16 protein-coding genes and 2 pseudogenes are annotated in these 18,801 nt (G+C 73.6%); 4 read left to right on the forward strand and 14 right to left on the reverse strand.

Annotation, left to right across the window (positions count from 1 at the left end; all coding sequences use genetic code 11):
• Window positions 1-65: 65 nt before the first annotated feature.
• The 7 genes and pseudogenes from pheT to infC form a co-directional block, all read right to left on the reverse strand.
• Complete coding sequence (gene pheT, locus M2266_RS07165) at window positions 66-2,591, reverse strand: phenylalanine--tRNA ligase subunit beta (RefSeq protein WP_277437393.1); 2,526 nt, start codon at window positions 2,589-2,591, stop codon at window positions 66-68.
• Window positions 2,591-3,727, reverse strand: coding sequence for a phenylalanine--tRNA ligase subunit alpha (gene pheS, locus M2266_RS07170; RefSeq protein WP_277437394.1), 1,137 nt, complete (start codon window positions 3,725-3,727; stop codon window positions 2,591-2,593). Before pheS ends, pheT begins: the two co-directional genes overlap by 1 nt.
• 123 nt (window positions 3,728-3,850) lie before the next feature.
• On the reverse strand, window positions 3,851-4,981 hold the full coding sequence (locus M2266_RS07175; protein ID WP_277437395.1) for an ATP-binding protein: 1,131 nt from the start codon (window positions 4,979-4,981) through the stop codon (window positions 3,851-3,853).
• Between the two features lie 42 nt (window positions 4,982-5,023).
• Window positions 5,024-5,887, reverse strand: coding sequence for an RNA methyltransferase (locus M2266_RS07180; RefSeq protein WP_277437396.1), 864 nt, complete (start codon window positions 5,885-5,887; stop codon window positions 5,024-5,026).
• Window positions 5,888-6,029: 142 nt separating this feature from the next.
• Window positions 6,030-6,414, reverse strand: a pseudogene (gene rplT / locus M2266_RS07185) (50S ribosomal protein L20).
• 111 nt (window positions 6,415-6,525) lie between these two features.
• Window positions 6,526-6,720 (reverse strand): 50S ribosomal protein L35, encoded by a 195-nt coding sequence (gene rpmI / locus M2266_RS07190; RefSeq protein ID WP_138354851.1) that lies wholly within the window; start codon window positions 6,718-6,720, stop codon window positions 6,526-6,528.
• Between the two features lie 109 nt (window positions 6,721-6,829).
• Entirely contained in the window at window positions 6,830-7,621 is a 792-nt protein-coding gene (gene infC / locus M2266_RS07195; protein ID WP_277437397.1) for a translation initiation factor IF-3, read from the reverse strand.
• A 355-nt stretch (window positions 7,622-7,976) separates the two neighbouring features.
• Between infC and M2266_RS07200 the strand changes: the two genes are divergently transcribed.
• Window positions 7,977-8,330, forward strand: a complete 354-nt coding sequence (locus M2266_RS07200; protein WP_277437398.1) for a DUF1844 domain-containing protein — start codon at window positions 7,977-7,979, stop codon at window positions 8,328-8,330.
• Window positions 8,331-8,382: 52 nt separating this feature from the next.
• On the opposite strand, the gene M2266_RS07205 is transcribed toward M2266_RS07200, so the two are convergent.
• A complete protein-coding gene (locus M2266_RS07205) occupies window positions 8,383-9,156 on the reverse strand; it encodes an MIP family channel protein (protein WP_277437399.1) in 774 nt (257 codons plus the stop codon).
• A gap of 134 nt (window positions 9,157-9,290) precedes the next feature.
• Window positions 9,291-10,025: an SseB family protein gene (locus M2266_RS07210; protein ID WP_277437400.1), complete on the reverse strand. Its 735-nt coding sequence runs from the start codon at window positions 10,023-10,025 to the stop codon at window positions 9,291-9,293.
• Window positions 10,026-10,122: 97 nt separating this feature from the next.
• On the opposite strand from M2266_RS07210, the gene M2266_RS07215 reads away from it, so the two are divergent.
• Entirely contained in the window at window positions 10,123-10,860 is a 738-nt protein-coding gene (locus tag M2266_RS07215; RefSeq protein ID WP_346780874.1) for a serine hydrolase, read from the forward strand.
• A 6-nt stretch (window positions 10,861-10,866) separates the two neighbouring features.
• Here M2266_RS07215 and mycP read toward each other — a convergent pair whose 3' ends face one another.
• Both mycP and M2266_RS07225 read right to left on the reverse strand, forming a co-directional pair.
• The gene (mycP, locus tag M2266_RS07220; RefSeq protein ID WP_277441094.1) at window positions 10,867-12,087 is read right to left on the reverse strand and encodes a type VII secretion-associated serine protease mycosin; all 1,221 of its coding nucleotides are present in this window, start codon (window positions 12,085-12,087) and stop codon (window positions 10,867-10,869) included.
• The gene (locus M2266_RS07225; protein WP_277437401.1) at window positions 12,081-13,226 is read right to left on the reverse strand and encodes a hypothetical protein; all 1,146 of its coding nucleotides are present in this window, start codon (window positions 13,224-13,226) and stop codon (window positions 12,081-12,083) included. The genes mycP and M2266_RS07225 overlap by 7 nt, the downstream gene beginning before the upstream one ends.
• 401 nt (window positions 13,227-13,627) lie before the next feature.
• Here M2266_RS07225 and M2266_RS07230 point away from each other — a divergent pair, with 401 nt between their 5' ends.
• Window positions 13,628-14,830: an amino acid deaminase/aldolase gene (locus M2266_RS07230; RefSeq protein ID WP_277437402.1), complete on the forward strand. Its 1,203-nt coding sequence runs from the start codon at window positions 13,628-13,630 to the stop codon at window positions 14,828-14,830.
• A 39-nt stretch (window positions 14,831-14,869) separates the two neighbouring features.
• On the opposite strand, the gene M2266_RS07235 is transcribed toward M2266_RS07230, so the two are convergent.
• Together M2266_RS07235 and M2266_RS07240 are read right to left on the reverse strand one after the other, a co-directional pair.
• Window positions 14,870-15,796 (reverse strand): DUF2510 domain-containing protein, encoded by a 927-nt coding sequence (locus M2266_RS07235; RefSeq protein WP_277441095.1) that lies wholly within the window; start codon window positions 15,794-15,796, stop codon window positions 14,870-14,872.
• A gap of 155 nt (window positions 15,797-15,951) precedes the next feature.
• Window positions 15,952-16,896 carry a LysR family transcriptional regulator gene (locus M2266_RS07240; protein ID WP_277437403.1) on the reverse strand — a complete coding sequence of 315 codons (945 nt, stop codon included), beginning with the start codon at window positions 16,894-16,896 and terminating at the stop codon, window positions 15,952-15,954.
• Window positions 16,897-17,069: 173 nt separating this feature from the next.
• Between M2266_RS07240 and M2266_RS07245 the strand changes: the two genes are divergently transcribed.
• Window positions 17,070-18,089 (forward strand): TDT family transporter, encoded by a 1,020-nt coding sequence (locus tag M2266_RS07245; protein ID WP_277441096.1) that lies wholly within the window; start codon window positions 17,070-17,072, stop codon window positions 18,087-18,089.
• Here the strand turns inward: M2266_RS07245 and M2266_RS07250 are convergent.
• Window positions 18,058-18,799, reverse strand: a pseudogene (locus tag M2266_RS07250) (helical backbone metal receptor). The gene M2266_RS07245 and the pseudogene M2266_RS07250 sit on opposite strands and share 32 nt — an antisense overlap.
• Between the last annotated feature and the right edge of the window lie 2 nt (window positions 18,800-18,801).

An 18,801-nucleotide genomic window follows, 5' to 3' on the forward strand; every position in this document is an offset into this window, starting at 1 on the left:
CACCCGGAGATCCGGGTGCGCCCCATCGGCGTTCGGTCAGGCGCTCCTTCGAGCACGGCCTCCGGTCACGCGCCGCGCAGCACCGCACCGGTGGCCGCGGTGGCCGCGGCGACGGCCGCGTCACGGGCGGCGGTCGTCTCCTCGGCCGTCAGCGTGCGGTCGGCGGCCCGGAAGCGCAGGGCGTAGGCGAGGGACTTCCGGCCCTCGCCGACCTGCTCGCCGGTGTAGATGTCGAACAGCCGCAGCGACTCCAGCAGCGCGCCGGCGCCGGAGCGCAGTGCGGCCTCCACCTCGGCGGCCGGTACGGACGCGTCGGTGATCAGGGCGACGTCCTGCGTGGCCACCGGGAAGGTGGACACCCGGGGCGCCGGGACCGGGCCGGAGGAGGCCCGCTCCACGCGGTCCAGGTCGAGCTCCATGGCGGAGGTCCGGTCCGGCAGGTGCAGCGCCTTGAGGACCCGCGGGTGCAGTTCACCGGCGTGGCCGACGAGGATCTCCGCGCCCTCCACGACGGCGAGCAGCGCCGCGCAGCGGCCCGGGTGGAACGGGGCGTGCTGGTCCTGGCGGACGATCAGCTCGACCCCGGCCTCGCGGGCGACGGTACGGGCCGCCTCGACGGAGTCCGCCCAGCTCGCCGCGTACCCCTTGCCCCACACGCCGGCCTGCTCGCGCGCGCCCGACAGGGCGACGGCGACCCGGCGCGGCTGCTCGGGCAGCGCGGCGTTCAGGGCCGCGATCTCCTCGTCCGTGGGCCGGCGGTCGACCGGCAGCCGAGGCGGCGCCGGCTCCGTGCCGGTGGGCCGGAAGACCAGTCCGGTCTCGAACAGGGCCAGGTCGTGCGCACCCCGTCCGATGTTGCGGCGCAGCGTGCCCAGCAGCCCCGGCAGCAGCGTCGTGCGCATCGCCGGTTCCTCGTCGGAGAGCGGGTTGACGAGCTTGACGGTGCGACGGCGCGGGTCGTCCGCCTCCAGGCCGAGCTGGTCGAAGGCGGCCTCGCCAAGGAACGGCGTGTTCTGCACCTCGACGTAGCCGGCGCCGGCCAGCGCCCGGCCGACCCGGCGGCGCAGCTGCTGCGATCCGGTCAGACCGCGGCCGGACGGCAGCTTGGGCAGCGTCGACGGCAGGTTCTCGTACCCCTCGAGCCGGATGACCTCTTCGGCGAGGTCGTTCGGGTCGGTGAGGTCCGGGCGCCAACTCGGGACGGTGACGACGAGTTCGTCGGAGCCGTAGACGTCGCAGCCGACCTCCTGCAGCCGGCGCACCACGGTCTCCCGGCCATACTCGGTGCCCGCGACGCGGTCCGGGTGATCGGCCGGGATGGAGATCGAGCGCGGGGCGGACGGGGAGATGACCTCCGTGACGCCCTGCTCCGCGGTACCGCCGGCGAGCAGCACCAGCAGGTCGGCGGTGCGCTGCGCGGCGGCCGAGGTGGTCTGCGGGTCGGTGCCGCGCTCGAAGCGCTTGGACGCCTCGGAGGACAGCTTGTGCCGGCGGGCGGTGCGGGCGATGGCGACCGGCGCGAAGTGCGCGGCTTCGATGACGACGTCGGTGGTGCCGCGCACCTCGCCCGTCGTCTCGTCGCGGACGGCGTCCGCGATCTCGGTGTTGGCGCCGCCCATGACGCCGGCCAGGCCGATCACACCGCTGTTGTCGGTGATCACCAGGTCCTCGGCGTCCAGCACGCGCTTGGCGCCGTCGAGCGTGGTGAGCTTCTCGCCGGGCTGCGCGCGGCGGACGCCGATCGGGCCGTCGATCCGAGCCCGGTCATAGGCGTGCAGCGGCTGACCGAGCTCCAGCATCACGTAGTTCGTGACGTCCACGGCCAGGCTGATCGGCCGCATGCCGGCCTTCTGCAGCCTGCGCTGGAGCCAGATCGGGGAGCGGGCCTCGGGGTCCAGGCCGACCACGGTGCGGGCGGTGAAGCGGTCGCAGCCGACCGGGTCGCCGACCTTGACGGGGTAGCCGTACGCGTTCGGCGGCGGCACGTCGAGCAGCGCGGGGTCGCTCAGCGAGATCCCGTAGGCGATGGCGGTCTCGCGGGCGACACCGCGCATCGACAGGCAGTAGCCCCGGTCCGGGGTGACGGCGATGTCGAGCACCTCGTCGACGAGCTCCAACAGCGCGATGGCGTCCGTGCCGGCCTCGTGCTCCGGCGGCAGCACGATGATGCCGTCGTGGTCGTCGCCCATGCCCAGCTCGGCGGCCGAGCAGATCATGCCGTGCGACGTCCGCCCGTACGTCTTGCGCGCGGCGATCTTGAAGTCGCCGGGCAGCGTCGCACCGGGCAGCACCACGACGACCTTGTCGCCGACGGCGAAGTTCCGGGCGCCGCAGACGATCTCCTGCGGCTCACCGGTGCCGTTGGCGGTGCCGACGTCGACCGTGCAGAAGCGGATCGGCTTCTTGAAGCCCTCCAGCTCCTCGATGGTGAGGACCTTGCCGACCACCAGCGGGCCGGTCAGGCCGGCGCCGAGCTGCTCGACGGTCTCGACCTCGAGGCCGGAGGAAATGAGCTTGGCCTGGACGTCACGGCCGGTTTCGCCGGCGGGCAGGTCGACGTACTCCCGCAGCCAAGAAAGCGGGATCCGCATCAGATCTCCATCCCGAACGGAAGGGTGAAACGCACGTCACCCTCGATGATGTCTCGCATGTCCTCGATGTTGTGACGGAACATCAGCAACCGCTCGATGCCGAAACCGAAGGCGAATCCGCTGTACTTCCTGGGGTCGACACCGCACGCGGTGAGCACCCGCGGGTTGACCATGCCGCAGCCGCCCAGCTCGATCCAGCCCTCGGAGGAGCAGGTCCGGCAGGGGCGGTCCGGGTTGACGGCCGACTCGCCGCGGCACGCGAAGCACTGCATGTCCATCTCGGCGGACGGCTCGGTGAACGGGAAGTACGCGGGCCGCAGCCGGGTGGTGAGGTCGCCGCCGAACAACGCCCGGACCATGTGGTCCAGCGTGCCCTTGAGGTCGGCCATGGTCAGGCCCTCGTCGATGGCGAGCAACTCGACCTGCGCGAAGACCGGGGTGTGCGTGGCGTCCAGCTCGTCGGTCCGGTAGACCCGGCCGGGGCAGATCACGTAGACCGGCGGCTCGCGGTCGATCATCGACCGGATCTGCACGGGAGAGGTGTGCGTGCGCAGCACGACGCCGGACTCCGCGGACTCCCCGTCGGAGCCGCCGTTCAGCGGCTGGACGAAGAAGGTGTCCTGCATCTCACGGGCCGGGTGGTCCGGCGGGAAGTTCAGGGCGTCGAAGTTGAACCACTCGGCCTCGATCTCGGGGCCTTCGGCGACCTCGTAGCCCATGGCCACGAAGACGTCCTCGATCCGGTCCGAGAGCGTGGTCAGCGGGTGCCGGGCACCGGCCGGGACGCGGTCGTAGGGCAGCGTGACGTCCACCGCCTCCTCGACGAGCACCCGGGCGTCGCGCTCGGCCTCCAGCTCGGCCTGCCGACCGGCCAGCGCCTTGTTCACCGCGCCGCGGGCCTGGCCGACGCGCTTGCCGGCCTCGGCCTTCGCCTGCGGCGGCAGCGCGCCGATCTCACGGTTCGCGAGCGCGAGCGGCGAGCGGTCGCCGGTGTGCGCCACCTTGACCTCGCGCAGCTCCTCGAGGCCCGCGGCCGCGGCGATGGCGGCGAGCGCCTCGTCCCGCATGCGCTCGATCTCTTCGGGTTTCAGTGCCTCGACCTCGACAGGGTCGTACGACTTGTTCGGTGCCGACATCTCTTCCCGTTCCGATGTGGGTGCTGTGAGCGGCCTGCCCGACCGGACACAAGCCAAGGGTCCGAGTCTACTGGGGCCGCGCTGATGAGCCGGTCACGCCCGTCGGACCGGATGGGCCATGGCTCAGGCCATGAACGCCGGCGCCCCGACGGGCAGGATAAATCGGAACTGCGCGCCGCCGCCGGGAGCGCGGCCGACCGCGATCGTCCCGCCGTGCGCCTCGACGATGCCCTTGACGATGTAGAGGCCCAGGCCGGTGCCGCCGCGCTTGCTCCCCCGCCAGAAGCGGGTGAAGACGCGGCTCATCGACTCCTCGGGGATGCCGGGGCCCTCGTCGCTCACCGTCAGTGCCGTACCTTCCGCGCGGTCCTTGTCGGGGGCGCTCAGGAAGGAGGGCCCCAGCTCGATGGTGACCTGTCCTTCGCCGTGCCGCACCGCATTTTCCAGCAGGTTGCCGAGGATCTGGTCGATCTTGTCGGGATCCGCCCACAGGGCGGGCAGCGGCTGGGTGACGTCGATCAGGAAGCGTTCCCTGGACTGCCCGGCCGCCACGTGCGAGTCCACGTGCCGCAGCACCATCGCGGCGATGTCGATCGGCTGCCGGCGCACCTCCAGGCGGCCGGAGTCGATCCGGGAGATGTCGAGCAGCTCGGCGATGAGCCGGGTGATGCGGTTGGCGTCCTGGTCGACGGTCTCCAGCATCAGCTTCTTCTGGTCGTCGGTGAACCGCTCCCACTTGGCCAGCAGTGTCGCGGTGAACCCCTTGACCGAGGTGAGGGGCGAGCGCAGCTCATGCGCGACGGTGGCTATCAGCTCGGCGTGGCTGCGCTCCGTGCGGCGGCGCGCCTCGGTGCCGCGCAGGGCGACGACGAGCCGGCGGACCGGCCCGGTCGGGTGGGTGCGCAGATAGCGCGCGGAGACCAGCACCTCGCGGCCGCCGGGCAGCAGCAGGTTCCGCTCCGGCTGGCCCACCCTGATCGCGAGCCCCCGGTACGGGTCGGTCAGCGCCCACCAGCGGCGGCCTTCGAGGTCCTCCAGCGGCAGCGCCCGCTCGATGGGCACGCCCAGCACGTCCGCCGGGTGCAGCGCGGTGATGCGGGCGGCGGCGGAGTTGAAGCAGATCACCCGGCCGTCCTCGTCCGCTACGACGAGCCCGTCGGGAAGGTCGTCGGGCGTCAGCCCGTACTCGTCCAGGCCCGCCGCCCAGCCCGTGAGCGTGGCAGGCGTGGTGCTCTCGGTCGCCGCGACATCCATCCCCGCACCCCCTTCTCAGGGCTCCCCCGGGCCGCAACCCTACTAGCTGGATGTGACGGAGCGGCACCCTCCGGGCGCACGCTGCGCCCGGGCGGAGGCGTAGAGGCACACGGCGGCGGCCGTGGCGAGGTTGAGGCTCTCGGCCTTGCCGTGGATCGGGACGCGTACCACCTCGTCGGCGAGTGCGCGGGTCTCCTCCGGCAGGCCCCAGGCCTCGTTGCCGAAGATCCACCCGGTGGGACCGCCCATGGTGCCCTCGTCGAGTTCGGCGTCCAGGTCCCGCACCCCGGCTCCGTCGGCGGCGACCAGCCGCACGCCGGCGGCGCGCAGGCCCGCCACGGCCTTCTCGACGGGCACCCCGACGGCGACGGGCAGATGGAAGAGGCTGCCGACCGAGGCCCGGACGCACTTGGGGTTGTACAGGTCCACGGAGGCGTCGGTGAGGATCACCGCGTCGGCGCCGGCCGCGTCGGCGCAGCGCAGCACCGTCCCGGCGTTGCCGGGGTCGCGGACGTGCGCGAGGACCGCGACCAGCTTCGGGGCGGACGCCAGGATCTCGTCGAAGGGGGAGTCCAGGAAGCGGCAGATGCCGACGATGCCCTGCGGGGTGACGGTGTCGGAGATCTCGGCGACGACCTCGTCGGTGGCGGTCAGCACCGGGGCCCCGATCGCCCGGGCGGCCGCGACGATGTCGGCGTGGCGCTCGGCGGCCTCGGGGGTCGCGTACAGCTCGACGAGGGTGCGTCCGGCGGCGCCCCCGGGGTGGCCGATGGCCTCCCTGACCGCCTGTGGGCCCTCCGCGATGAACCGTCGCTCCTTGCCGCGGAAGCTGCGCTTGGCCAGCCGGTGGGCCGCGGTGACACGCGGGGATCGCACGGAGGTCAGCTCGGGCTCGGGGCTCGCCATGGGGAGTGCTCGCTTCTCGGTGGATCCGGGAGATGGCGTACGGCGCGGGACAGCACACGGACCCGCAGGCTCAGCCTGCGGGTCCGGGGACTGCGGTGGGGATCACTCGGGGCGACCCCGGCAGTACCCCGTCGCGTCGTTCTCAGGCGGCCTTGGGCGCGTTGACGTCCGTCGGCAGCGCCTTCTTGGCGACCTCGACCAGCGCGGCGAAGGCGTTGGGGTCGTTGACGGCCAGCTCGGCGAGGATCTTGCGGTCCACCTCGATGTTGGCGGCGTTCAGACCCTGGATGAGGGCGGTTGTACGTCATGTCGTTCTGACGGGCAGCGGCGTTGATGCGCTGGATCCACAGCCGACGGAAGTCGCCCTTGCGCTTCTTGCGGTCGTTGAAGTTGTAGACCAGGGAGTGGGTGACCTGCTCCTTGGCCTTGCGGTACAGGCGCGACCGCTGGCCGCGGTAACCCTTGGCCGCCTCGAGGACTGCCCTGCGCTTCTTGTGGGCGTTTACCGCCCGCTTGACGCGTGCCACTTGATGACTCCTTGTAGGGGACCGCGGGGGGACTCACGCGGCCCGAAAGCGATGGGATCCCGGTTGGACGTCGCGCCCCGTGGTGTCCTCACGGACGATGGGGCGCGGCCGTCACAGACCGAGAAGCTTCTTGATCTTCTTGGTGTCGGCCTTGGCCAGCTGAACCGTGCCGGCGAGGCGGCGCGTCTTGCTCGAGGGCTTGTGCTCGAGCAGGTGACGACGGCCGGCGCGCTCACGCATGATCTTGCCGCTGCCGGTGACCTTGAAGCGCTTGCTGGCACCGCTGTGCGTCTTGTTCTTCGGCATGTCGCCGTAGTCTCCTCGTCGCTGGCCCTCCCGTCCGCCACAGGTGCGGACGGAGAGCGTCAGTACTGTTCTTCCATCCCGGAACGGTGCCCCGGGGCGCTGCGCGGTCTCAGTTGCCCTCGACCGGCTTGTCGGCGGGCTTCTCAGCCGCGTCGACGACCGGCGCTTCGGCGGCGGGCGCCTCGGCGGACTCCTCGGAACCCTCGGAGTTCTCGACGGTGCCGTCGAAGGACTCGTCCTGCTCCTCGGACTCGTCGTCGGAGCCGTAGCCCTGACGCTCGGCCTTGCGAACGGCCGCTGCCTCGCGGGCTTCGGCCATCGCTTCGGTCTTCTTCTTGTGCGGACCGAGAACCATGATCATGTTTCGGCCGTCCTGCTTCGGGTTCGACTCGATGAAGCCGAGTTCCTCCACGTCGGACGCCAGTCGCTGCAGCAGTCGGAAGCCCAGCTCGGGGCGGGACTGCTCGCGACCACGGAACATGATCGTGATCTTGACCTTGTCGCCCTGCTTCAGGAAGCGGACGACGTGGCCCTTCTTGGTGTCGTAGTCGTGCGGGTCGATCTTCGGCCGGAGTTTCATCTCCTTGATGACCGTGTGCGCCTGGTTCTTGCGCGCCTCACGGGCCTTCATGGCCGATTCGTACTTGAACTTCCCGTAGTCCATGAGCTTGCACACGGGCGGACGTGCGGTCGCTGCGACCTCGACCAGGTCGAGGTCGTATTCCTGCGCAAGCTCCAGGGCCTTGGCAAGCGGCACGATGCCGACCTGCTCACCACTGGGACCGACGAGTCGCACCTCGGGGACGCGAATGCGGTCGTTGATGCGAGGCTCGACGATGCGGGGCTCGGCGCTGATGGGGCCTCCTCGGTTGCACCACGCGGCCGCCTGGCGGACAGCCACGTAACGTCTGTGTCGTCCGACCCCTGTGACGGAACGCAAAAAACGCCCCATACAGGTCACAGGCAGGGCTCCTCAAAACCGGGAGCACCGCCACGGAACACCGCGGGGCGCATCGGGCAGCACGTTCGGCATCCGGAAGAACCATCCGCCGAAGAACGCTGCCTGACCGGACCCGCCAACCTCTCGGTCGGTCGGGTGGGAGATCGGAGCCTCCACTTGTGGGCCGGGCACAGGTGTGTCCGACCGGTCGATTTGCAAGCATACCAGTGACCTGGGGAAGCCTGTAATCGGCGGGACGGTACCCGACCGCACCCGTCTGCGTGTGCCGGTCGAGCGGTCGCCTATCGTGAGGGCCATGAGTGACGAGAACCAGAGCCCCGACTTCGACGCGATGACCCGCGACATCGCGGACGTGCCCGCCGTCGAGGTCATCACGACGGTAGCGGTCCACCTGATGAGCGCGGCGGCCGTCAACCTGGGCCTCGCCGAGGAGGGCCCGGAGCACAAGGACCTGGACGAGGCCCGGAAACTGATCACCGCGCTGGCCGGCCTGGTCGCCGCCGGCGCGCCGGAGATCAGCACTTACCACGCCGCCCCGCTCAAGGACGGCCTGAAGTCGCTGCAGCTGGCCTTCCGCGAGGCCTCCCTGGTGCCGGACGAGCCCGGCCACGGTCCCGGCGAGAAGTTCACGGGTCCCGTCTACAGCTGAGTCCGGGGCGAGGACACACACGGGACCGCCGGGACCGCCGGGCGCGAGCGCGTCAGGTCGCCTGCGGCCGTTCCGCCTCCGGATCGTCAGCCGCTCCGACGGTCCGGTCGGCCCTGTCGTCCACTCGCAGGCCGCCGTGCCGTGCGGCCGTCGGCGGATGGGTGACCTGGTGCACCAGCGCCGCCAGCGCGCCGCCGATCAGCGGCGCCACGATGAAGAGCCAGAGCTGCGAGAGCGCCGCTCCGCCCGCGAACAGGGCCGGGCCGAGGCTGCGCGCCGGATTCACCGACGTGCCGGTCAGCGGGATGCCGACCAGGTGGATCGCGGCCAGCGCCAGGCCGATCGGCAGGCCGTCGAAGCCGAACACCGCCACCTTGTGCGTGACGGAGAGCACCACGAACACCAGCAGGAACGTCAGCACCACCTCGACGACGAAGGCGCCGCCGGTGTTGATGCCGACGGCCGAGCGGCTGCCGTAGCCGTTGGTGCCGAACGCCCCGCTGGTCCGCAGCCCCGGCACCTGCTTGGCCACCAGGAAGAGCAGCGCGGCGCCCGCGATGGCGCCCAGCAGCTGGGCGACCCAGTACTCGACGGCCGTCCTGACGTTGATCCGCCCGGCGACCAGCATGCCGAGGGTGACGGCCGGGTTGACGTGGCAGCCGGAGACCGGGCCGAGCGCGTAGGCCAGCGCCAGCAGCGTGAAGCCGAAGGCGAGAGCGATGCCGAGGGTACCGATGTACTCGCCCGCCAGCACCGCGGAGCCGACGGCGAAGAAGACGAGCAGCAGCGTGCCCAGGAACTCACAGGTCACTGTCCGCTTGTCCATGCCATCTCCCGATGTCCGTTCCACCCGTATGCGCGCTTCACTCGCCCGCTCTCGCATTCTCCGTCCCGCGAGCCCACCGCACATCTCAGCACACAGCGCCCGGCGCCGGCCGCCCGGCGGCCGAACAGGCCCGCTCAGCGCGCGAACAGCGGCGTGCCCGACACCTCGGTGTCCGCGCCCAGCAGCGCGAGGTCGAGCCCGCGGACCAGCCGGGACCGCAGCACCTCGTCGGTCGAGAGCGCGGTCGCGAGGCGCCGGGCCACCTCGGCCACGGCCGTGTCCCGGGCGAGGACCAGGCCGAGGGTGCCGTCCGAGTCGCCCGCCGGGGACAGGTACGCCCGCAGCACGCCCGGTTCCGCGGCGACGGCCGCGCGCAGCGCGCCGAGCACCTCCGGATCGGCCAGCGGGTCCACGCGCTCACGCCCCTCGGCGACGGCGCGCAGCGCCGGGCCGGTGAGGGCGTACGGGGCGGGCCCCGCCATGTCGATCAGCAGGGTGTCGGCCTTCTCGTGCGCGAGGGCCTGCAGCGCCTGGTGCAGCGGGACCGCGACCGGGCGGGCGTCGGCGCGCCAGCGGGCGAGGGACGCGACGGAGGTGAAGGCGGGCAGCGCCCGCCGTCCGTCGGCGGCCTGGATGGTGGGCACCGCCATGTCGCTGGTCTTCTCGCGGCGCAGGCCGTCGGGTCCGGTCTCGACCTCCCCCAGGACGGCCACGACGGGGACGAGCAGGCGGGCGCCGGGCAGCGCGGCGAGCACACCGGGCTCGGCCCGGCCGTCCTCGGCGTAGGCGGCGAGTGCGGCGGCCAGCGTCGCGTCGGCCGAACCGTCGTCGTCGGCGAAGCCCGGGTCAGGGATATTCTTGAGTGACACGCTGGGCAGCGTATCGGGACCCGGCCGGCGCCCGTTGACGGCCGTGCCTCGACGCCTCGTCCGGTGCGGCGCGGCCGACCGGGAGGGGGCGGAGAGCGTGGAACCCGAGGCGGCCGCCGCGGACAGGGACCAGGAGCTGAGCGACGCGCTCGGCACCGTGGCCGGCGCGACCTCCGCCGACTTCTCCGTCGCCGTGCTGGACACCGCGTCCGGCGCGCAGGCGGTCTACGGGAGCGGGACGTACGACACGGCGAGCATCGTCAAGGTCGACATCCTCGCGGCGCTGCTGCTGCGGGCGCAGGACGCCGGGCGCGAGCTGACCGCCCAGGAGAAGGCGTCCGCCACCGTCATGATCGAGCAGAGCGACAACGACGCCGCGACCGCCCTCTGGCACGCCGTGGACGGCGCTGAGGGCCTCGCCGAGGCCAACGAACGCCTCGGGCTGACCGGGACCGTGGGCGGCGACGGCGATCTGTGGGGGCTCACCAGGACCACGGCCGCTGACCAGCTGCGACTGCTGCGGGCTGTGTTCGGTGACGACTCACCGCTGGACGCCGGCTCGCGGACGTATCTGACGGGGCTCATGGGGCGGATATCCACCGGCCAGGACTGGGGTGTCACGGCCGCCGCGGCGGCGGGGTCCGACACCGCGCTCAAGAACGGCTGGCTGCGGCGCAGCACGACCGGGCTGTGGGACATCAACAGCATCGGCCGGGTCGACGCGGACGGGAACACCTATCTCGTCGCGGTCCTGTCCAGCGGGAACCTCACGCTGGCCGAGGGGATCGCGCTGGCCGAGGACGTCGCGCGGGCGGCGGTCGGGGCGTTCACGTAGGAAGGCTCAGGTCGGGAGGCCGTGCGTTCCGCGGCGCCTCGCCCGGCCGGGGCGGGGGCGGAACCAGAGCAGCGCCGCCGCGGCCACCAGGACGCCGCCCAGCAGCGCGCAGGAGACCGCCACGCCGTCGCCGAGGCCGCCGCCGTCCGCGGCCGGTGCGAGCGTGATCGTCGGGCCCGCGCCGAAGTACCGCCGTGCGGTGGGCGCCGGAGTCGGCGCCTCGGCCCGGGGCTCGAGCTTGGCCGCCGCCTTGAGCGCCGCGGCCGGGTCCACCAGTCCGGTGCCGACGGCGTCGTTGCGGCCGCCGGCCGGCCGCTCGCGGGTGGTGCTCTCCAGGAGCTGCTTGATCTGCGCGGGGCTCAGCTTCGGGTGCACGGAGCGGATCAGTGCCACCGCGCCGGAGACGTACGCGGAGGCGGGACTGGTCCCCCACCCCTCGTAGTACTTGCGGTTGGGGTCGGCCAGGATGACGTCGACGCCGGGCGCCGAGACGGAGGCGTACCAGCGCCGGGTGGAGAACGAGGCGTGCGCGCCGACCCGGTCCACGGCCGCGACGGCGATCACCCCCGGGTAGGCGGCCGGGTACGACGCCCGGTCGGCCTGTTCGCCGCCGTTGCCCGCCGAGGCCACGACGACGACGCCCTTGCCCAGGGCGTACTGGATCGCGTTGTCGTACTCCGCCGTGGGCGCGGCGGTCGCGCTGTCGTCGCCGAGCGACAGGTTGATGACGCCGGCGCCGTGGTCGGCGGCCCAGCGGATACCGTCCGGCACGGCCCTGCCCCTGCTCGCACGGGCTTCGTCGCGCCGGGGGTCCTTCTCCTCCAGGATCACCCGGACCGGCAGGATCTTGGCGCGCGGGGCGATGCCGAGGACGCCCTGCGAGTACCCCGGACCGTGGCCGTGGCCGGCGATGATCGCGGCCATGCCGGTGCCGTGCTTGGCCCAGGTGTTGTCACCGGGGCCGGCCCCGAAGCCGATGAGGTCGTTGCCCGGCAGTACCTGTCCCGCCAGGTCGGGGTGGGTTCCGTCGACGCCGGTGTCCAGTACGGCGACGGTGACGCCCGCGCCCTGGCTCGTGCGCCAGGCGTCGTGGGCGTGCATCGCGTCCAGCGTCCACTCCGCGTCGCGGATCGAGTCGGCGCGGGCGGACGTGGCGGGCAGCACCGCGAGGAGCGCTGCCAGCACGACGGTGGCGGTGCGCCCGAGGGCGGCGGACTTCCTCACGATGCCTCCCGGGTGGACGTGGTGTCGGCGGAGACGCTCCTGCGCAGCCGGGCGTCGAGGTCGGCGGTGAGGACGAGGGCGTCCGTGCCGAGGCCCGCCTGGGCCGGCGCGGAGGTGGCACCCGGCGCGCTGGCCACGTCGGCCGGCTGGGGTTCGGGGACCCGGCGGCCGTCCGCGAAGCCGCTCACCGCGTAGACCACGACGGGCAGGGTGGCGGAGACGCTCACCGTCCAGCTGGCCCGCTGCGCGTCGCCGAACGAGGCCGCCGCGGTGCCGGGGAACGCGACCGGACGGGGCATCAGATCCGTGCGCGAGCCGAGGTGTTCGGTGCTCCAGCGGCGGTTCAGCGCGGCCATCCCGGCGGCGTCGCCGCCGGTGACGAGCAGACCGACGGTGGTGACACGGCTGGAGGTGGCGTCGACATAGGTGGCGCGCACCACCTGGACGCAGCCCACCGGGGCCAGCACCTTCGCCAGCAGCGGGTCGAAGGCGCCCGCGCAGCCTGCGGCCGGGGCGACCCCGACACGGGTGTAGGTGCGGTCGGCGCCGCCGGGGCCCGCGCCCGGCCGGCGGACGACGGGCGGCAGGAGCGTGTCGACCGGGACGCTGTGCCACAGTTCGCCGGCGCGGGCGTAGGCGCTCTGGGTGGTGCCGACCGCGGCCGGGTCGTGGTTGATCAGCGCGCCGGTGGCGGCGCCCGTGAACAGCCCGAGGCCCAGGACGAGGCAGAGCGCCGCCGCGGTCCGGCCGGCGGCCGTACGGGGCGGGCGGGCGGGCGGCGCGGGGACCGTGAACGGCACGCTCGCGGGCGGCGGTGCGGACCCCGGCTCGTCCCACGAGTGCCCTTGCGGCGGCGGCATGGCGGGGCGCGGCGGTTCCGGGTGCCGCGACAGGAACGGTGACGGGGCGGCTGCCGGAGGGGGCGCCTCGGTCGGATGCGGCGGGGTGGCGGGAGTCGGCGGGGCGGTCGGTGGTGCGGGCGGTGCTCCCTGCGACCGGTCCTGCGGGCCGCGGGCGGCGATCGGCTCGCGGGCGGCCGGACGGTGCACGGGCCGCGGCGGGGTCGTGGGGTACAGCGCGGGGAACGCGGGCGGCTGCGGAGGGGACGGCTGCCCCGGTCCGTTCTCGACGCCCGTGCTCACCGGTGCCCCCTCGTGATGTCCGTACCTGGCCCGGCCCGCGTCTGTCGAGCTGCGCCGGGAGGTGCCCCACCCGGGAACGCCGGGGCCCGCCGCTCCGGGCGGACTCCGCCGTTTTCAGAGACGGTCCGGGCGCCACTCTACGGGCTCGGGCGATGCCGTGGATCGGGGGCGGCGCAGGTCGCGGGGGGTACTGCGGGACGATTGCCGCGATCCGGCCGCGCAGATCCGGCGGTACCGGGATGTTCCGCCCCGGCACGGTCCCGGCACTCCCCCGGCACAGCCTCAGCTCCTTCGGCGGCTACTTCCCCGGTGTTCCGCCGGGCCCACCGCGCACCGCCCGGAACGGGCCGGTGCCCCGAGACCCCTACCGCTCGGTAGTGGCGGTCTGGCAAGCTGCGCGCATGTCTGATCCCGCAGCCGACCGCGCCCGGTACGACCGGGCCACCGCCCACCTCGACGCCCCGGTCGCCATCGTCGATCTGGAGGCGTTCGACGCCAACGCCGCCGATCTGACGCGCCGCGCCGGCGGCAAGCCGATCCGGGTGGCATCCAAGTCGGTGCGGTGCCGGGCGCTGCTGGAACGGGTGCTGGCCCGCGACGGGTTCGCGGGCATCATGTCGTTCACCCTGGACGAGTCGCTGTGGCTGGCACGGGCGGGCTTCGAGGACGTGCTGCTCGCGTACCCGTCCGCCGACCGCGACGGCTACGCGGAGCTGGCGGGGGATCCGAAGCTGGCCGCCGCAGTGACGGTGATGGTCGACGACCCCGCCCAGCTGGATCTGATCGACGCGGCCCGACGCGGCGGCTCGGAGCGGATCAGGGTCTGCCTGGAACTCGACACCTCGCTGCGGATGCTGGGCGGCCGGGTGCGGATCGGCGCGCTGCGCTCCCCGCTGCGGGAGCCCGCGCAACTGGCCGAGCTGGCCCGGGCGGTCGCCCGCCGGCCCGGGTTCCGGCTGGTCGGGATCATGGCGTACGAGGGTCATGTGGCCGGCGTCGGGGACTCGCTGGCGGGGCGGCCGCTGCGCTCGCGCGTGATCCGGCTGATGCAGTCGGCCGCGCGCAAGGAACTCGCGGCCCGGCGGGCCGAGGTGGTGCGGGCGGTGCGCGCCGTCGCCCCCGAGCTGGAGTTCGTCAACGGTGGCGGGACCGGCAGTGTGCAGCACACCGCGGCGGAGGACGCGGTCACCGAGATCGCGGCCGGCTCCGGGCTGTTCGTGCCGCGGCTGTTCGACAACTACACGTCGTTCCGGGGGCGTCCGGCGGCGCTGTTCGCGCAGCCGGTGGTGCGCCGTCCCGGAGTGGGCATCGTGACCGTGCTGGGCGGCGGCTACCCGGCGTCGGGCGCCGCGGGCGCCGACCGGCTGCCCGTGCCGTACCTGCCGCAGGGCCTGCGCTACGACCCGCAGGAGGGTCCCGGCGAGGTGCAGACGCCGCTGATCGGATCGCCCGCGGACGACCTGCTGATCGGCGACAAGGTGTGGTTCCGGCACGCCAAGGCCGGGGAGCTGTGCGAGCGCTTCGCGGAGTTGCGGCTGGTCGAGGGCGACCGGGTCACGGCGACGGTGCCGACCTACCGGGGCGAGGGCAAGACGTTCCTGTGAACATCCGGCCCCCGCCGCCGGGGGCCGGATGCCTCGCGCTCAGACGCCGGTGCCGCCCGTGCCGCCGGAGCCGCTCGCGGCCTTGATGCCCTGGGTGATCCTGTCCATGACGTCGAGCCCGGGGGCCTGCGCGTTGATGTCGAAGCCGTAGCGGACCAGCACGAGCTGCTTCGGGTCGGACGGTGACGGGAAGACCAGCGACTGGACGTAGCCGTCGTCGCCGACCTTCGTCACGACCTGCCAACGCACCAGGTACCCCTGCTGCCCGGCGACGGTGACCGGCTGCGACAGCAGCTCCTTGTGGGAGGTGAGACCGCCCGCGTAGGACTGCTCCGCGTTGACCGCGATGTCCTCCTTGGCGGCGGCCTCGGGCGTGGTGCCCTTGAGCTTGGCCGCCGCTGCGGGCACGGAGAAGACCCCGCCGCGCACGCACTTCTGCGAAGGGTCGGCGACGCACGGGTAGCCGCCGATGGTCAGCCCCGCGCCGTTGGCGCCCGTCTTGCCCTGCCAGCCGGGCAGGATCGGCAGACTGATCCTGTCCAGGGCGTCCACGACGACGCCACTGGTCTTCGGCGCCTGCTCGGGGCCCTGCGAGGGAGCGTCGGGCGCACCGCTCGGCCGGTCGCCTGGGGTGCGCGGCGCGCTCGTAGACGGTGCCGCCCGGTCCGCGCTCTTGTCACCGCCGCTGTCCTTCAGCATGACGACGCCGCCGACCACCCCGGCGGCCAGGACGAGCACGGCCGCGACGCCGATCGCGATCGCCCCTCCCCGGCGGGCGGGCCGGGCCGGCAGGCCGCCACCGGGATAGGGCGCGTAGGACGGAATGCCGGGCGCCCCGGCCTGGTCCGCGGGGGTCTGGGCGGTCCGCGTGTACTCGCTCCACGCGGCGCCGTCCCACCACCGTTCCAGAGCCGGGCCGTTGCCTGTGTGCCCGGGCTCTGGGTACCAGCCGGGAGGGGTCGTCATCGTCACGGCCGTCACCCTAAGGCCACAGCATGAGAATCCCGTAAGTACGGGGGTTACAGGCAGGTCACATGACCGGCTTGGCCGAATCCGGGCACCCCGCCGTACGGGGGCTGTCACGCCCTACGGGTTCTCCCGCCGTCACGCCGGCCGTTCCGTCACGCCGGCCTGCGGGTGAGCGACAACAGGTCGCGGCCCGGGCCCGTCGGGCGGTGGCCGGTGGGCCAGACGGCGCGCAGGACGCGTTCCAGCGCGACGCCGTCCACCGGGACCTCGACGAGCCGGCGGGCGGCCAGCTCGTCGGCCACCGCCAGTTCGCTGAGCACGGCCGGGCCCGCGCCGCTCAGCGTGGCCCCCTTGAGCGCGGTGGTCGAGGCGAGTTCGAGCAGCGGTACGGCGAGACCGCCGTGCCCGGCGAGGGCGGCGTCCAGCACCTGGCGGGTGCCCGAACCCTGCTCGCGCAGGATGAAGGCGGTGGCGGCGAGTTCGGCCGCGGACAGCGGCCTGCGCCGCCGCGCCCAAGGGTGCGACGGCGCCACCACGACGACCAGCCGGTCGTGTGCGATGACGGCCGCGTCCAGACCGCCCGGCACGTCGAGGCCCTCGACGAAACCGAGGTCGGCGCCGCCGCCGATGACGCGTTCCGCGACGTCCGCGGAGTTCCCGGCGAACAGCGACACGGCGGTGTCGGGGTGCCGGCCGTGCAGCACGATGAGCCACCCCGGCAGCAGGTACTCGGCGATGGTCATGCTCGCCGCGACCCGCAGGCGCGAGTCGCGCCGGGTGCGCAGCGCCCGTGCCCCGGCGTCGAACGCCTCCGCCGATTCCACGACCCGCCGCGCCCACTCGGTGACGAGCGCGCCCGCGTCGGTGAGGGTGGACCCGGTGGGCGAGCGGTTCACCAGCGCCACACCCAGCTGGCGTTCCACCGCCCGCACCCGGCTGCTCGCGGCCGGCTGGCTGATGCCCAGCTCACGGGCGGCCCGGCCGAGGCTGCCCAACCGGGCGACGGCGAGCAGCAGTTCCATCGCGCCGAGGTCGGGCACCCGGTGGGCCAGGCCCGCCCGGGGGACGCGGTCGCCGGTGTCGCTGTCTGTGCTCATAAGCCCAGGTTATGCCCCCATAGGCAGCCGCCGCCTTCCGGCCGGCCCACCGGGCGGCCAGGGTGAACAGCATGGCAACCACCCTCGCCCCCGTACGGGCCCGCGCTCTCCACGACCTGGAGATCCGCTCCGGCGCCCTGCGTCACCTCGGACCCAACTGGTACGCCACCGTGATGGGCACCGCCATCGTCGCCGGCGCGGGCGCCGCCCTCCCGCCGTACGTCCCCGGTCTGGCCACCGCCTGCACCGCCGTCTGGGCGCTCTCCGCGGTCCTGCTGGCCGCGCTCCTCGCCGCCCGGGCGGCGCACTGGCTCCGCCACGGCGACCAGGCCCGTCTGCACCTGATGGACCCGGCCGTCGCCCCCTTCTACGGCTGCCTGCCGATGGCACTGCTCGCGGTGGGCGGCGGAGCCCTGAGCGTGGGCCCCCCGCTGATCGGCGGGACCGCCGCGATCGCCGTGGACGCGGCGCTGTGGACGGCGGGTACCGCCGCCGGGCTGCTGATCGCGGCGGCGGTCCCGTATCTGATGATCACCCGGCACCGTGTCGAGCCGGGCAGCGCCTCGCCCGTCTGGCTGCTGCCGGTGGTCGCGCCGATGGTGTCGGCCGCGCTCGGCCCGGCGCTGGTCGCGCACCTGCCCGCCGGCCAGTGCCAGGAGGCGATGCTGCTGGGCTGCTACGCGATGTTCGGACTGAGCCTGCTGGGCACGTTGGTGATGCTGCCACTGATCTGGGGCCGGCTCGTGCAGCACGGGCCGCCGCCGACCGCGCTGACCCCGGCCCTCTTCCTGGTCCTCGGCCCGCTGGGGCAGTCCACGACGGCCGTCAACCAGCTCGCCGACGCCGCACCGGGCGTCGTCCAGGCCCCGTACGCGGCGGCCATGAACGGCTTCGCCGTGCTCTACGGCGTGCCGGTGATGGGCTTCGCCCTCCTCTGGCTGGCGCTGGCCGCCGCCCTGGTCGTGCGCGCCGCACGCCGGGGAATGCCGTTCGCGATGACGTGGTGGGCCTTCACCTTCCCCGTCGGCACCTGCGTCACCGGCGCCGCGGGACTCGCCCGCCACACCGGCCTCGACGCCTTCACCTGGCTCGCGACCGGCCTGTACGCCGTGCTCGTGACGGCCTGGGCGATCGCCGCCATCCGAACGGCCCGCGGCCTGGTCAACGGAACGCTGCTCGCAGCGCCTCGCTGATCACGGCGGCGGCGGTCGTCAGTGAGGGCCCGTACCAGGTGAGGTGACGGCCGCCGACGAGGGCGGCGGGCAGGTCGGGGAAGGCTTCCGGGGCCGTCCTCGCCGGTGAAGGCGTACGGCTCGTCGGGCAGCACCACCAGATCGGCGCCGGCGGCGCGCAGCTCCTCGACGGGGACCGCCGGATAGCGGTCGGCGTGCGCCGCGTACACGTTGTCCACGCCCAGCCGGGCGAGCAGATCGCCCGCGAAGGTGTCGCGGCCGAGCACCATCCAGGGCCGCCGCCAGATCGGGACGACCGCGCGCAGCCGGCGGTCGGGCACGGGCAGGGCGCGCCAGGCGGCCGCCGCCTCGTCGAGCCAGCGGGGGCGCTCCAGACCGCAGCCGTCGACGAGCACCCGGTGGAGTTCGCCGAAGGCCTGGCCGAGGTCGCGGATCTCGGTGACGAGGACCGGAACACCGGCGGCCCGCAGCGCGGCCAGGTCCGGCGCGCGGTTCTCCTCCTCGTTGGCGATCACGAGGTCGGGCGCGAGGGCGATGATCCGGGCGGTGTCCGGGTTCTTGGTCCCGCCGATCCGGGTCACATCGAGACCGGCCGGGTGGCCGCACCAGTCGGTCGCGCCGACCAGCAGCCCGGATGCGCTCTCCGCCACCGCCTCGGTGAGCGAGGGGACCAGCGAAACCACGCGCCGCACAGCGGGACGATTCGTCATCG

The organism is Streptomyces sp. SPB162 (genome assembly GCF_029504575.1).
Lineage (GTDB): Bacteria > Actinomycetota > Actinomycetes > Streptomycetales > Streptomycetaceae > Actinacidiphila.

What these genes read in the sequence shown, in the direction of transcription:
- M2266_RS07240 (WP_277437403.1), bottom strand. Translation starts at nt 16,896, where the DNA reads ATGAGCACAGACAGCGACACCGGCGACCGCGTCCCCCGGGCGGGCCTG.
- pheT (WP_277437393.1), bottom strand. Translation starts at nt 2,591, where the DNA reads ATGCGGATCCCGCTTTCTTGGCTGCGGGAGTACGTCGACCTGCCCGCC.
- pheS (WP_277437394.1), bottom strand. Translation starts at nt 3,727, where the DNA reads ATGTCGGCACCGAACAAGTCGTACGACCCTGTCGAGGTCGAGGCACTG.
- M2266_RS07180 (WP_277437396.1), bottom strand. Translation starts at nt 5,887, where the DNA reads ATGGCGAGCCCCGAGCCCGAGCTGACCTCCGTGCGATCCCCGCGTGTC.
- M2266_RS07230 (WP_277437402.1), top strand. Translation starts at nt 13,628, where the DNA reads ATGTCTGATCCCGCAGCCGACCGCGCCCGGTACGACCGGGCCACCGCC.
- M2266_RS07245 (WP_277441096.1), top strand. Translation starts at nt 17,070, where the DNA reads ATGGGCACCGCCATCGTCGCCGGCGCGGGCGCCGCCCTCCCGCCGTAC.
- M2266_RS07205 (WP_277437399.1), bottom strand. Translation starts at nt 9,156, where the DNA reads ATGGACAAGCGGACAGTGACCTGTGAGTTCCTGGGCACGCTGCTGCTC.
- M2266_RS07200 (WP_277437398.1), top strand. Translation starts at nt 7,977, where the DNA reads ATGAGTGACGAGAACCAGAGCCCCGACTTCGACGCGATGACCCGCGAC.
- M2266_RS07235 (WP_277441095.1), bottom strand. Translation starts at nt 15,796, where the DNA reads ATGACGACCCCTCCCGGCTGGTACCCAGAGCCCGGGCACACAGGCAAC.
- M2266_RS07175 (WP_277437395.1), bottom strand. Translation starts at nt 4,981, where the DNA reads ATGGATGTCGCGGCGACCGAGAGCACCACGCCTGCCACGCTCACGGGC.
- rpmI (WP_138354851.1), bottom strand. Translation starts at nt 6,720, where the DNA reads ATGCCGAAGAACAAGACGCACAGCGGTGCCAGCAAGCGCTTCAAGGTC.